Origin of the sequence: Sphaerisporangium viridialbum, assembly GCF_049674955.1 — a bacterium.
Lineage (GTDB): Bacteria > Actinomycetota > Actinomycetes > Streptosporangiales > Streptosporangiaceae > Sphaerisporangium > Sphaerisporangium viridialbum.
In genome coordinates, this window is the sequence record NZ_CP187232.1 from 5,770,627 (window position 1) to 5,784,142 (window position 13,516).

General features: G+C 70.2%; 10 protein-coding genes and 1 pseudogene. 7 read left to right on the top strand and 4 right to left on the bottom strand.

What is annotated here, in order from left to right:
• The first annotated feature begins 52 nt into the window (after positions 1-52).
• Entirely contained in the window at positions 53-3,637 is a 3,585-nt protein-coding gene (dnaE, locus tag ACOZ38_RS25970; protein ID WP_424533781.1) for a DNA polymerase III subunit alpha, read from the top strand.
• Here the strand turns inward: dnaE and ACOZ38_RS25975 are convergent.
• Positions 3,597-4,328, bottom strand: coding sequence for an endonuclease V (locus tag ACOZ38_RS25975; protein WP_424533782.1), 732 nt, complete (start codon positions 4,326-4,328; stop codon positions 3,597-3,599). The two genes, dnaE and ACOZ38_RS25975, sit on opposite strands and share 41 nt — an antisense overlap.
• Positions 4,329-4,468: 140 nt before the next feature.
• Between ACOZ38_RS25975 and ACOZ38_RS25980 the strand changes: the two are divergent.
• A pseudogene (locus ACOZ38_RS25980) lies at positions 4,469-4,810 on the top strand (hypothetical protein); the annotation flags it as partial.
• A 212-nt stretch (positions 4,811-5,022) separates the two neighbouring features.
• A complete protein-coding gene (locus ACOZ38_RS25985) occupies positions 5,023-5,331 on the top strand; it encodes a sensor histidine kinase (RefSeq protein ID WP_424537086.1) in 309 nt (102 codons plus the stop codon).
• Positions 5,332-5,367: 36 nt separating this feature from the next.
• On the opposite strand, the gene ACOZ38_RS25990 is transcribed toward ACOZ38_RS25985, so the two are convergent.
• Positions 5,368-6,207: an ABC transporter ATP-binding protein gene (locus ACOZ38_RS25990; protein WP_405150683.1), complete on the bottom strand. Its 840-nt coding sequence runs from the start codon at positions 6,205-6,207 to the stop codon at positions 5,368-5,370.
• 121 nt (positions 6,208-6,328) lie between these two features.
• Between ACOZ38_RS25990 and ACOZ38_RS25995 the strand changes: the two genes are divergently transcribed.
• Both ACOZ38_RS25995 and ACOZ38_RS26000 read left to right on the top strand, forming a co-directional pair.
• Positions 6,329-6,835, top strand: a complete 507-nt coding sequence (locus ACOZ38_RS25995) for a SigE family RNA polymerase sigma factor (protein ID WP_424533783.1) — start codon at positions 6,329-6,331, stop codon at positions 6,833-6,835.
• Entirely contained in the window at positions 6,832-8,094 is a 1,263-nt protein-coding gene (locus ACOZ38_RS26000) for a hypothetical protein (RefSeq protein ID WP_424533784.1), read from the top strand. Before ACOZ38_RS25995 ends, ACOZ38_RS26000 begins: the two co-directional genes overlap by 4 nt.
• Positions 8,095-8,104: 10 nt before the next feature.
• Here the strand turns inward: ACOZ38_RS26000 and ACOZ38_RS26005 are convergent, their stop codons facing one another.
• Positions 8,105-9,688 (bottom strand): serine/threonine protein kinase, encoded by a 1,584-nt coding sequence (locus tag ACOZ38_RS26005; protein ID WP_424533785.1) that lies wholly within the window; start codon positions 9,686-9,688, stop codon positions 8,105-8,107.
• 256 nt (positions 9,689-9,944) lie between these two features.
• Positions 9,945-11,000 carry an alpha/beta hydrolase gene (locus ACOZ38_RS26010; RefSeq protein ID WP_424533786.1) on the bottom strand — a complete coding sequence of 352 codons (1,056 nt, stop codon included), beginning with the start codon at positions 10,998-11,000 and terminating at the stop codon, positions 9,945-9,947.
• 490 nt (positions 11,001-11,490) lie between these two features.
• Between ACOZ38_RS26010 and ACOZ38_RS26015 the strand changes: the two genes are divergently transcribed.
• Together ACOZ38_RS26015 and ACOZ38_RS26020 are read left to right on the top strand one after the other, a co-directional pair.
• Complete coding sequence (locus ACOZ38_RS26015; RefSeq protein WP_424533787.1) at positions 11,491-12,600, top strand: hypothetical protein; 1,110 nt, start codon at positions 11,491-11,493, stop codon at positions 12,598-12,600.
• Positions 12,601-12,850: 250 nt separating this feature from the next.
• Positions 12,851-13,510 (top strand): ABC transporter permease, encoded by a 660-nt coding sequence (locus tag ACOZ38_RS26020; RefSeq protein ID WP_424537087.1) that lies wholly within the window; start codon positions 12,851-12,853, stop codon positions 13,508-13,510.
• The last annotated feature ends 6 nt before the right edge of the window (positions 13,511-13,516 follow it).

The window sequence follows — 13,516 nt, forward strand, 5'->3', positions numbered from 1 at the left end:
TCGATAGAGTTGGCACGGATCTGGCTCCACCGCGAAAGGCTCAAGATCACCCGTGGCTGATTCATTCGTTCACCTGCATGTTCACACTGAGTACTCGATGCTCGACGGGGCGGCCAAGATCAATAAGCTGGCCGCGCGAGCGGCCGAGCTCGGCATGCCGGCGATCGCGATGAGTGATCACGGCAACATGTTCGGCGCCTACGAGTTCCAGGCGAAGATGAAGGCCGCCGGGGTGAAGCCGATCATCGGGATCGAGGGCTACGTCAGCCCCGAATCCCGCCATTACAAGAAGCCGGTCTTCTGGGGAGAGCCTCACCAGCGCAAGTCCGACGAGCGCACCGGCCTGGGCGGAGACGTCTCGGCCACCGGCACCTACCTGCACAAGACGATGTGGGCCGTCAACGCCCAGGGTCTGCGCAACCTGTTCCGCATCTCTTCCCTGGCCTCGCTCGAGGGCCACATGAAGAAGTACCCGCGCATGGACGACGAGCTCTTCGAGCAGTACCACGAAGGGATCATCGCCACCACCGGCTGCCCGTCGGGCGCCGTCCAGACCCGCCTTCGGCTCGGGCAGTACGACAAGGCGCTGGAGCACGCCGCCAAGTACCAGGAGATCTTCGGGCGCGACAACTACTTCCTGGAGATCATGGATCACGGTGGGATCCCGATCGAGACCGGGGTCCGCAAGGAGCTGCTGCGGATCGGCGAGACCCTCGGCATCCCGCCGCTGGTCACCAACGACTCCCACTACGTCACCGAAGACCAGTCCACCGCGCACGACGCGCTGCTCTGCGTCGGCACCAACTCCCAGATCAGCGACCCGACCAGGTTCCGGTTCTCCGGCAACGGCTACTACGTGCGCTCCGCAGAGGAGATGTGGGCGCTCGACCCGAGCTCCGAGATCTGGGCCCAGGGCTGCAAGAACACCCTGCTGATCGCCGAGCGCGTCGAGCCCTACGACGAGGTGTTCGCCCACCGTGACCTCGCCGCCAAGTTCCCGGTCCCCGAAGGGGAGACCGAGATGAGCTGGCTGCGCAAGGAGGCCTACCGTGGCGCGGTCCGCCGTTATGGCGACCCCGTGCCGGCCGATGTCCAGGAGCGCATCGAGTACGAGCTCGGCGTCATCGAGAACATGGGGTTCCCCGGCTACTTCCTCGTCGTAGCCGACATCTGCCAGTACGCCCGCGACAACGGCATCTGGATCGGCCCGGGCCGAGGATCCGCCACCGGCTCCATGGTGGCCTACGTCACCGGCATCACCGAGCTCGACCCCATCGAGCACTCCCTGCTGTTCGAGCGGTTCCTGAACCCCGAACGCATCTCCATGCCCGACGTCGACCTGGACTTCGACGAGCGCAGGCGCGGCGACATGATCCGGTATGTCACCGAGCGCTACGGCGAGGACAACGTCTCGCTGATCATCACCTACATGACGATCAAGTCGAAGGCGGCCGTCAAGGACGCGGCCCGCGTCCTCGGCTACCCCTTTCCGGTCGGGGAGAAGATCACCAAGGCGTTCCCGCCGGCCGTCATGGGCAAGGAGATCCCGCTCACCGGCATCTTCGACGAGAAGCACCCCCGGTACGCCGAGGCGACCGAGCTGCGCAAGCTGTACGAAGAGGACCAGGACGTCAAGCAGGTCATCGACACCGCGCTCGGCCTGGAGGGACTGACCCGCGGCACCGGCGTCCACGCCGCGGGCGTCATCCTGTCCTCCCAGCCCCTGCTCGACGTCATGCCGATCTTCATGCGGCCGGACGACGGCGCGCGCATCACCGGCTTCGACGGGCCCAGCAGCGAGAACATGGGCGCACTGAAGATGGACTTCCTCGGCCTGCGCAACCTCACCGTCATCGGTGACGCCGTCCAGAACGTCAAGGACAACCGCGGTGTCGACCTCGACATGCTCACGCTGGCCCTGGACGACAAGAAGACCTACGAGCTGCTGGCGCGCGGCGACACGCTCGGCGTGTTCCAGCTCGACAGCTCGATGATGCGCGACCTCACCAAGCTGATCGCCCCGGCCCGGTTCGAAGACATCTCGTCGGTCCTGGCGCTGGGCCGCCCCGGTCCGATGGGGGCCAACGCCCACGTCAACTACGCGCTTCGCAAGGCCGGGCAGCAGGACATCACGCCTATCCACCCCGCGCTCAAGGAGGCCCTGGAGCCGATCCTCGGCACGACCTACCACCTGGTGGTCTACCAGGAGCAGGTCATGGCCATCGCCCAGCAACTGGCCGGGTACACCCTGGGCGGCGCCGACATCCTCCGCCGCGCGATGGGCAAGAAGAAGAAGGAGGAGATGGACAAGCAGTGGGCCACCTTCTCCTCCGGCATGGTCGGCAAGGGGTACACCGAGGAGGCCGCCAAGGCCGTCTGGGACGTCCTGGAGCCGTTCAGCTCCTACGGGTTCAACAAGTCCCACACCGCCGGCTACGGGCTCGTGTCCTACTGGACCGCCTACCTCAAGGCCAACTACCCGGCCGAGTACATGGCCGCCCTGCTCACCTCGGTCGGCACGAACAAGGACCGCATGGCGCTCTACCTCGCGGAGTGCCGGCGCATGAAGGTGAAGGTCCTGCCGCCCGACGTCAACGAGTCCGGGCTGCGGTTCAGCGCCGTCGGCGAGGACGTCCGGTTCGGGCTCGGCGCGGTGCAGAACGTCGGGGAGAACGCCATCAACGGCATCATCACCTCCCGCACGAAGAAGAGCGCCTTCGGCGACTTCAACGACTTCCTGACCAAGGTCCCGCAGGTCGTGTGCAACAAGAGGACCATCGAGTCGCTGATCAAGGCCGGCGCGTTCGACGGTCTCGGCCACACCCGCCGTGGCCTGGTCCAGATCCACGACCAGGCCGTCGACTCGGTCATCGACGTCAAGCGCAAGGAGGCCCTGGGCCAGGACTCGCTGTTCGGCGCGTTCGACGACGACGACGGCTCAAGCAGCGTCTTCCGCGTCGTGGTCCCCGACGGCGAGTGGGACAAGAAGACCAAACTGTCCTTCGAGCGCGAGATGCTCGGCCTCTATGTCTCCGATCATCCGCTGAACGGCGCCGAGCGCGTGCTGGAGCGCAACCGCGACCTGACCATCGCCCAGGTCCTGGAGGGCCAGGCGGGGTTCGGCAACGTCCGCATCGCCGGCATCATCTCCGGCGTCGACAAGAAGGTCACCAAGAAGGGTGACGTCTGGGCCATCCTCAAGATCGAGGACCACGACGCGTCCATCGAGGTGCCCTGCTTCCCGCAGACCTACCAGTTGTACGGGAGCAACCTCGCGCCCGACCTGGTCGTCTCCGTCACGGGTCGTATTCGTTCACGTGGCGACGGTGAGGATGCCACTGTCTCGTTCAACGCCACCGACATCGCGTTCCTCGACATCTCCGGTATTCAGGCGGACGGCCGCGAACCCGTGGTCATCGCTCTTCGCGAGGAACGCGTGACCAAAGATCTCGTCAGCGAGCTCAAACGAATCCTGATGGTGCATTCCGGGGAAACCCCCGTCCATCTCCGTATGGAGCGCCTCAACCGGAGGATCAGCGTCGTTGAGCTGCCCGACTACAGGGTGAACGTCAACGGAGGAGCATTCGCGGGGGACATCAAGGTTCTCCTCGGCCCGAACGCACTGGTCGCACCATGACGGACGATCCGATGGGGCCGGTGGCCGAGCGCAGGGCCATGCGGGAGAGGTGGTCGGCGGCGCGGGTGGTCTCGGGGAGGCGGTAGCGCGGCGCGAGGTCGAGGGTGACCGCGCAGGCCGTGTCGAGGTCCACCCGGTGCCCCGGGGAGACGAAGACCGGCCGCAGCCCGTCCTGGGTGCGCACCACCCGGCCGACCACCTCGCCGTCCAGGCGCAGATCGGCCCAGCATCCACGCTCGGCCCCCGGCTCGTCGTACGTGCCGACGAAGGCGGTCTTCCCCACCCCGATCGCCGGCAGCCCGGTGAGCACGCCGAGATGGCAGGCCAGGCCGAACCTGCGAGGGTGCGCCACGCCGAACCCGTCGCAGACGATGAGGTCGGGGGTCGTGGCCAGCCGTTCCAGCGCCTCGATCAGCGTGGGCAGCTCGCGGAACGCCAGCAGCCCCGGCACGTAGTCGAAGGCGACCCGCCCCGGCACGGCCACCTGCTCGATCACCTCGTGGCTCGCACCGTCGAGCACGACCACCGCCGCCGCGAGCCGGTCGCCCGCGTACGCGACGTCCACGCCCGCCACCGTGGCCGGATGGCGTGGCCCGGGACCGGCGAGGTCGAGCCGCGCCCGCAGCGCGTCCTGGATCGCCACGGCCTCCTCGGCCCCGGCCGGCCACCCGTGCGGCATGGAGATCAGCATGCCTCCATGGTCGCGCATCCGCCACGACAAGGCAGCGGCCCCGTCCAGCCGAGCCCACGAACTCGGCGCATCGCAAAGGATGGGCAGAGCCTTCAGCCGCCGCGATTGCCGCCCTTGCCTGGTGGGTAACGGCTTTCAACATGTACAGCCTGCACGTGAAGTCAGGCGTACGGCCGCGAGCACGCAGGGTCGCCGAGGCCACGCTGCTCCAGGTGGGGAAGATCTGCGACCGCCTCGACGAGATCAACAACGGCGACGTGGAGGGCTGTATCGAGCCTGGCTCGGGCCCTGCGAACATCGACCGGCTTGTCCGCCGCATCAACCGCGCCCTCGACCGGGGCCGGAAGGCCTGCCGTTTCGCGTCCGACGTCTCACACGAGTTGCGAAGCCCGCTCGCCGGCCTCCGCGCGCGGATCGAGGAGGTTCAGCTTCACGGTGACCCGCAGATCGACCTGGAAGAGCTGCTCCACCGCGAGTTGCGCGACATCGACCGCCTCGAAGCGATCATCGACGACCTCCTGACGCTGTCCCGCCTGCAACAGGACGGACCGTCGAGACATCGCCCCTTCGACATGGCGGCACTGGTGAAGGACGACGTCGCCCGGCGGGACGACCGCGTCCCGGTCCAGGTCCGGCTCGAACCCGGCGTCTTCGTCGACGGAGTGGCCACCCAGATCTCCCGGATCCTCACCTGCTGGACAACGGGCAGCGGCACGTCAGGACCTGGATCGTGGTCACGGTCCGGCGCGACGGCGACATGGCCGAGATGGCCGTCGAGGACGACGGCGACGGCGTCCCGCCCGGTGAGCGGGAGCGCATCTTCAAGCGCTTCGCCCGGTCGGAGAAGTCTCTCCGCGTCGACCCGCAGGGCGCCGGCCTCGGCCTGGCGATCACTCGCGAGATCGCCCAAGCACACGGCGGCACCATCCATGTCGAGGACTCCCCCACCGGCGGCGGCGCCCGTTTCGTACTCGACATCCCCGCCATCGACCCGCCGGAATGAGCTCGGGGTGCGTAGCTCCAGGCCGAAAGGTGCGTCTCAGCCCGCCGTCCGCGCCGCGCGGACGTACCAGCGGCCGTCCGCGCGGGCGAGGGCGAGACGGCGGCCGAAACACTCTGAGAGGTTCTCCCCGGTGAGCACCTCGTCCACCGGGCCGGCCGCGAGGACGCGCGCGTCGCGGACGAGCAGCGCGTGGGTGGTGGTCGAGGGCACCTCCTCCAGGTGGTGGGTGACCAGCACCGTCGTCAGCGCCGGACGGCTCACGGCCAGGTCCTCGATCGCGGTGATCAGGTCCTCCCTGCCGGGGAGGTCGAGACCCGCGAACGGCTCGTCGAGCAGCAGGATCGCCGGGTCGGCCATGAGCGCCCGCGCGATGCGGACCCGGCCGCGCTCTCCCTGGGAGCACACCCTGAACGGACGGTCGGCGAGGTCCTTGCAGCCGAGGTCGGCCAGCAGCGCGTCGGCCCGGTCGCGTTCCCTCGGCCCGTAGCGGTCCCACAGCGGGGCGCTGCTCCCTGTGTAACCGGTCAGCACGACCGTCTGGGTGGTGAGGCCCTCCTCCTCCATCAGCTCCTCGTCTACGAGCCGCTGGCTCGCGGCGACCAGGCCGATGTGGCGGCGCAGCTCGCGAAGGTCGACCCGGCCCAGCCGATGGCCCAGCACCGTGGCCGTGCCCGAACTCGGGTGCCGTACGGCCGCCGCGACCGACAGCAGCGTGGTCTTCCCCGCCCCGTTCGGCCCGAGGACGACCCAGTGCTCGCCGTACTCCACCCGCCAGTCGATGCCGGCCAGCAGCGTGCGGCCGACGACCTTCACGGTCACGCCGGCCACCTCCAGTGCGGCTCCGGCGGTGCGGTCATGGCTGATCTCCGGACTCATCGGCCCTCCTTTCCCGCGCCAGCATAGGAGCAACGCCCGCCCGGCGGGTTCGAAGGGGAATGCAACAGTTCCCCGCCCTTCCTCGTCTTAGCCGGGACGGACGAGAGAGGACACAGAATTCGTGGACGACGAACCACGCTTCGAGGACTTCGCCGGCGAGCGTGCCGACGCGTTGCTCCGCTACGCCTACGTGCTGACGGGCAATCCGCACGACGCCGCCGACCTCGTGCAGGAGGGCCTGGTACGGCTGCGCGGATCGTGGCCGCGCGTGCGGCGGAAGCAGGATCCGGAGAGCTACGTGCGCACCACGATGACGCGGCTGCACATCAACGCCTGGCGCAGGCGGCGGCGCGAGCACCTCACGTGGGATCCGCCGGAGCAGGCGAGCGGCGACGATCCGTTCACGAAGGCCGACGACGAAGCCGAACTGTGGGAGCAGCTGTCCAGGCTCCCCCGTCGCCAGCGCGCCGTGCTGGTGCTCCGCTACTACGAGGAGCTCAGCGACGCCGAGATCGCCGAGCTCCTCGGCATCTCCCGGGGGACCGTGCGCAGCCAGGCCTCCCGCGCCCTCGGCAAGCTCCGCTCCACCGCCACCACCGCCCTGCCCGCCAACGGGAGCGCACGATGACCGACCTCGAAGACGCCCTGACCCGTACGTTGGCCCGCGCCGCCGGCCACGCCCCCACCGCGCCGCCCGACCTGGTCAGGCGGGTCGGCGCGCGGCACACCCGCAAGCGGCGTGATCTCATCTTGGTCGCGGCCTCCGTCGCCGTCGTGGCCGTGGGATCCACGCTCACCCTCCGCCACCTGACTCCCTCGTCTGAACGCGGCGTTCCGGCCGTGGAGGTGGAAACCATCTCCCCGGCGCCGACCGGATCCGCCCCGGCGAGCACAGAGCCGCGGTTGCCGCCATTGGTCGGGCAGGTGTGGCCGGAGGCGGTACGCGAGATCCCCGCCACGTTGCCGAACGGCCGCAGGTTCAGGCCGGTGCTCTACTTGGACGACCACACACTCCTGATCAACACCGAATCCGGTTTCGAGAAGGCCGACATGCTCTCGGCCTACGATCTGGACACCGGCAAGGCCACCGAGCTGGCAAGGATCACCACCCCGCCCAGGGCGGTGATCTTCGCCTCCGACTTCACCACCGGCCACGGCACGCTGGCATGGTGGACCCAGCGCAAGCAGGGCCAGGGAACGGTCGTGGACATCTGGGGAGTGCCCGTCACGGGCGGCACACCACAGAAGATCACCTCCTTCCCCGGCGAACTCGGCGGCCTCGACCACCTGGCGATCGCCGGAGGGAAGATCGCGTGGTCACTGACCAAGGGAGGCGGCGTCCACCAGGCACCGCTCTCCGGCGGCGAGGCGGCGCCGATCCCCGGCACACGAGGCATGCATCTGATCCAATGGCCGTGGGCCGCCTCGCCCAGCGCCTTCGACACGCCGGAGTCCCAGGAGACGCAGCCCATTTTCGGACATCTGCTCAACGTCGAGACGGGCGAGCGCCGTGAGGCGATCGTGAAACCCGGAGACAGGCCGGGGATCTGCGGGATCACCTGGTGCATCGGCGGCCGGCCCGATCAGAACGGCTCCGGTCACTACGTCGCCCACCGCCGCGACGGCTCCGCGGAGCGCGAGATCCCCGGCTCGGCCAAGGCGCCTCCGGCCCTCGACCGGTTCATAGTGGCGCCGGCATCCGGCCGCACCGGGCTGGAGGGCGTGGTGCTCTACGACATCGTCACCGGGCGCGGCGGCGACCTCGGCATCCGCCGGGGAGAGGGCGGCTCCCTGAGCTCCCCGCGCCTCATGTCCGGCGCCCAGTCGCTGCTCAGCTACACCATCAAGGGCGAGATGACGGTGATCGACCTCACCGCCATCAAGTAGCCCACGGCGGTCAGGCGGACGGGGTGTCGCTGAGCGTCGGGGTCGGCGGGGGTGGCGTCGGGTCGGGCGACTCGCCGTCGCCCCACTCGGGGACCTGGCTGATGCTGACCGTCGGCTTCGGGGGGCTCTTGGTCGGCGAGGGCTCCTGCGTCGGGCTCTTGGTCGGCTTGCAGGGCTTCTCCTTGCCCCGCTTGTTCGTGCACGTCTCGGGGTCGCCGGGGGGCGGCGGCGGCTGCTGGGTGGTGCGCACGGGCGTGGGCGAGGGCATGCGGGTCTGCCACGGGGCGTCGGGCACGGGCGTGCCGCCGCTGGGCTCGCCCTGCCGCGACATCGCCAGGGTGGGCGTGGGAGTGAACCCCGGCAGCCGCCCCGGGCCGGTGCTGGGGGGCACGCTGGCCACGGCCCCGCGCCCCGAGGTCTCGAGCACCTCGACCGGAACGCGGGAGCCCTCGATCGGCACCACCACCGGGATGCGGCCGGGGCCGTTCACCGCCGGGTCGACGTCGGTGCCCCCGGTGCCCGCCGCGACCACGGTCACCGCGGCGATCGACACCGTGGCCAGGGCCGCGAACCCCGCGTGGGAGGCGTGGCCGCGCCGCGCGGCCGAGCGGCGTGCCGACCGCGCGCCCGTCGTGGCCGAGCCGTCCGGGGCCGCGCTGTCTCCGGTGGGCCCGGCGAGCTTCAGGTGCCCCGCGCCCGCGGGGTACGGGACGGGGACCCAGATCTCCTCCAGCACGGCCGAGACGGCCTCCCGCTGGTCCCAGGAGCGGTCCACTCCCCCGGCGTCCAGCAGCCAGCCCAGCAGCGCGGCGGCGTCGGGGCGCTCGCCCGGCTCCTTGGCCAGCGCGGCCGAGACGGGGTCCCACAGGAGCTTGGGCACCGAGGCGAGGCGCGGCTGCTCGACCAGGATGCGGCGGGTCAGCACGTCGGCCTCTCCGGTGCCGAACGGGTGGTGACCGGTCGCGGCGTAGGCGACCAGGCATCCCCAGGCGAAGACGTCGGAGGCGGGGATGGCGGGCCCGCCGGTGAGGCGCTCGGGCGCCACCCAGCCGGGGCTGCCCATGATCTGGCCGGCCTGGGTGTGCGCGACGGCGGCGTCGAGGTCCCTGGCGATGCCGAAGTCGATGATGCGGGGGCCCTTGGGGGACAGCAGCACGTTGCCGGGCTTCAGGTCGCGGTGGACGAAGCCCGCCTCGTGGATCGCGACCAGCGCCGCCGCCGACCCGAGCGCCACGCCGTACGCGAGGTCGGGGGTGAGCGGGCCCCGCGAGGCGACGACCTGGGAGAGGGACGGGCCGGGGATGTGCTCGGTGACGAGGTAGGGCCGGTCGCGGTCGGTGCCGTCCTCGAGGACGGGGGCGGTGCAGAACGGCACCACGCGCCGGGAGAAGGCGACCTCCTCGGTGAACCGCGCGCGGAGCGTCGGGTCGCTGAGATGGACGGCGTGTGGCGTCTTGAGCGCGACCAGACCGCCCTCAGTGCGCTCGGCGAGATAGACCACGCCCATCCCGCCGGCACCGAGACGGCCGAGCAGAAGGTAGCGCCCGATGATCACCGGGTCGCCCACCGTCAACGGCCGAACGCCTGGAGGCATCCCGCTGGGGACGCCTGCTCCGCCACGTGCCATCCGGAGGTGACCTCTCTTCGAGAAGTGCAGCACAGGCAACTGTGTCGCTCCCGAAGGTCATTCGGCGGTAACTAGTTCGAAGCGGCATGAGAGGTAAGGCGAATCATCCCTCAAGGTAAGGAACCGCAGGGTCTTATGTGACTGGATGTGCGCTTGTGACCGGCGTGCCGGACCGCGCCCGTACCCTCAGGCGGCGACCGACTCGGATCCGCGCGCCGGCACTTCAGGCGGCGGCCGAGTCCGATCCCGGGCCGGCCAGGGACGTCTGCCGCCCGGGCGAGTCCGCCGCCGGGACCGGCGAGGACTCCTGTGACGGGGACGCCGCGGAGGAGCCGGCGACGGCGTCCAGGAAGCGCTGGATGTGGCGGAAGACCAGACGGGCCTCGGGCATGACGTCCGCCAGGATGGCGAACACGTGCGGCATGCGGTGCCACTCCTCGTAGGTCACCTTCACCCCCGCGCCGCGTGCCCGCAGGGCGACGCGGCGGCCCTCGTCGCGCAGCACCTCGGTGGACCCGGTGACGACCATGAGCGGCGGCAGGCCCGTGTAGTCGCCGAACACCGGCGAGACCAGCGGGTCGCGGCAGTCGAGCCCGGCGGTCCACCGGCGCGCGAGCCAGTCGACCCGGCTCGCCGGCAGCATCGGGTCGACCCACCGGTTGACCGTGCGGCGGCTGTCGGACAGGTCGGCCCACGGCGACAGGCAGATCGCGGCCGAGGGCAGCGGCAGGCCGCGGTCACGCAGGGCCAGCAGCGTCGCCAGCGTCAGGTGCCCGCCCGCCGAGTCGCCGGCGAGCAGGATGTCGGAGGGCTGGTACCCCTGGTCGAGCAGGCCCTGGTAGGCGTCGAGGGCGTCGGCCAGCGACTCGCTCAGCGAGTGGACCGGGCCCTGGCGGTAGTCGAGCGCGAGCACAGGGCGCCTCGCGGCGGCCGACAGGCGCCAGGTGATCGGCCGGTGCGTCGCGGGGGAACAGAAGAAGTACGCTCCGCCGTGAAAATAGAGCACCACCTTGCTCTCGTCCAGGTCGTCTCCCGCGCGCACCCACTCGGAGCCGTAGGGGTCGGCGTCCTCCTTGACGATGGACACGTGTGCGGGAGCGGGAAGCGGGAGCCGCTCTCCGAGGGCCATCAGCCGGGAGACGAGCCCCATGCCGATCTCGTGTCTGAGCAGCAGGGCCGAGATGGGCTTCGTGGTGCCGCGCAGCAGGCCGTTGAGCGCGCTCGCCCGCCAGCTGATCGGGTACACCGGGTGAATGTCCACATCGATGTCCTGCTGCATGCGCCCCTCCATGAGCAGCCTTGCCGAATCTTGTTCTATCTACCTGCCCGTATACCCCGGTTTACATGGTTGTTACATACTTTGTCGAGGGGTAGCCAGAACATTTGACCTGGTAGGGGTGCATAAGGGCCCGCCTTGATCGGCTGACGTTGCGGCGGATCTCGCCGAGAAATCTCGCCGATTGCCCGCGCTCATCGGCGTCGAGGGTGCGCAGGGCGCGCTCCCTGAGGCTGAGTTTCTCCTCGGCGATCACGCTCTCCCGTACACCCCTCTCCCCGGTCAAGCTGCGGGCGTGCGGGCGCAACGTACCAGAAACGATCCTGACGTCGTCTCACCAGCCCGGGCGGACGGCGCGAGGCCCTCCGCCCTGTCGGATACGTGCAATGGCACGAACCCGACAGGCCTGATCCTGTTCTCGGCGATCAACTCTCCGATAGGACATAAGGGGCATATACGACGCTCATCAGCACAGCCTGCCAAGGAGGCAGCCTTGAAGAAGGCGTTCACCATCGGGCTCGCGACCGCGCTCGCGGTCCTGTCAGCCGCCGCGCCCGCCGTCGCCGACGGCGAGATAGGCGGCGCCGGCGCCTGGGGCCCGCCGAGGTGCGGGACGGTCACCGGCGACGGGTCGGTGACGTTCACGCGGAACGAGGGCAAGACCATCGCGCCGACCAGCCAGGCGCTGCGCCCGGTCGTCTACACCACAGGGCTCGTGGCCCTGGAACGACGCGACGCGCTGCTCGCCATGTCGAACAACGTACTGCTGAGCTCGGCCGACGCCGGCTGCACCTGGACGCAGGTGAGCAAGGTGGAAGGCTGGTACATCGAGCTGGCCGCGGCCCGCGGCGACAAGGCCTACGCCTGGGACCGCGAGGGCAACCTCTCGCTCGCCACACCGGCCGGCGTCACCTCGCTCACGTCGCCGGCCGCCGAGGTGAGCGGGCTCGGCACCGACCGGCGCGACGGCGACCATGTGCGGGTGTCCGACGGCGACGGGCGGCTGTACGACTCGCGCGACGGCGGGCGAAGCTGGAAGCCCGTCGGGGCGCCCGCCGGGCCACTGGCCGCCTTCTACACCGCGGCGTTCGATCCGTCCGACCTGGACCACGTGGTGGCGGGCGGCATGGGGACCGGCGCCCACGTCACCTTCGACGGCGGGCGCACGTGGATCGCGTCCACCGGGCTGAGCGGGAAGGGCGGCAAGATCAGCGCGTTCAGCGTCGCGATCTCCCCGGCCGCGCCGAACGTCGTGTACGCGATGGGCCTGAACAGCGAGGAGCTGGACGCGGGCGCGCCGTCCGGCGGCCGGCACATCTACCGCTCGGTCGACGGCGGCCGGCGCTTCACCCCCGTCGTGGACCAGAGCGACGAGGTCACGCTGGTCAACGGGCCCGTGCTGGTCCCCCACCCGGACGACCCCGGCGTCCTCTACTTCGTGTTCGGGACCTCGTTCCAGGCGTACGGCACCGACATCCACCGGTACGACGCGGGCCGCAGGCGGGTCACCACGACCCACAATTCCTACGACAGGGTCACCTCCATCGCGTTCCACCCCAAGATGTCCCAGCTGATGTACCTGGGAGTGGCCGAGGAGCGGTAGTCCCCAGGCCGGCGTGAACGGCGGCGGCGTCTCCGGCGCGAGGGCACCCGGTAAAAACGGGAGGTGACCGGCGGGCACCCCTGGTTACAATGCCAGTCACCGCCCACCCTGGAGGTGCCCGACCTTCGCGCTCTATCTGACGATCTTCAGGTACGGCTTCCGCCGTCACGCCACCTACCGGGCCGCCGCCCTCGCCGGGGCGTTCACCAACACGATCTTCGGCATCCTCCGCGCGTACGTCCTGATCGCGCTGTGGGAGGCCCGGCCCGGCCTCGCCGGATACGACGTCACCGACGCGGTCACCTTCTGCTTCCTCACCCAGGGGTTCATCGGGCCCATGGAGGTGTTCGGAGGCGGTCTGCAGCTGGCCCAGCGGGTGCGCACCGGCGACATCGCCCTCGACCTGGTGCGCCCGGCCTCGCTCCAGCTGTGGGCCCTGGCCGACGATCTCGGCAGGGCCGCGTTCCTGTTCTTCGTCAGGAGCATCCCGCCCGCGGTGGTCGGCGCCCTCGTGTTCGGCATCCACGTTCCCGCGAGCCCGGTCACCTGGGCGGCGTTCCTCGTCTCGATGGTCCTCGGCGTCACGGTCAGCTTCGGCCTGCGCTACCTGGTGGCGCTGTCGAGCTGCTGGGTCGTCGACGACCGGGGCCTGCAGTCGCTGTCGCTGGTCATGACGACCTTCTTCAGCGGCATGGTCCTGCCCCTGATCCTGTTCCCCGGCTGGCTCGGCACGCTGGCGCAGGCGCTGCCCTGGGCGGCCATGGTGCAGGTCCCCGCGGACGTCTACCTGGGCAAGCGCGACATTCTCGGCGCGCTCGCCTTCCAGGCCATGTGGGCGGCCGTGGTGCTCGGCGCCGGCGCGCTCGCCACCCGGTCCGCCCGCCACAAGGTGGTGATCCAGGGTGGCTGACGTCTC

Coding starts and splice junctions, on each gene's coding strand:
- ACOZ38_RS26010 (WP_424533786.1), bottom strand. CDS start 11,000: ATGCAGCAGGACATCGATGTGGACATTCACCCGGTGTACCCGATCAGC.
- ACOZ38_RS26000 (WP_424533784.1), top strand. CDS start 6,832: ATGACCGACCTCGAAGACGCCCTGACCCGTACGTTGGCCCGCGCCGCC.
- ACOZ38_RS25975 (WP_424533782.1), bottom strand. CDS start 4,328: ATGCTGATCTCCATGCCGCACGGGTGGCCGGCCGGGGCCGAGGAGGCC.
- ACOZ38_RS25990 (WP_405150683.1), bottom strand. CDS start 6,207: ATGAGTCCGGAGATCAGCCATGACCGCACCGCCGGAGCCGCACTGGAG.
- ACOZ38_RS26005 (WP_424533785.1), bottom strand. CDS start 9,688: ATGCCTCCAGGCGTTCGGCCGTTGACGGTGGGCGACCCGGTGATCATC.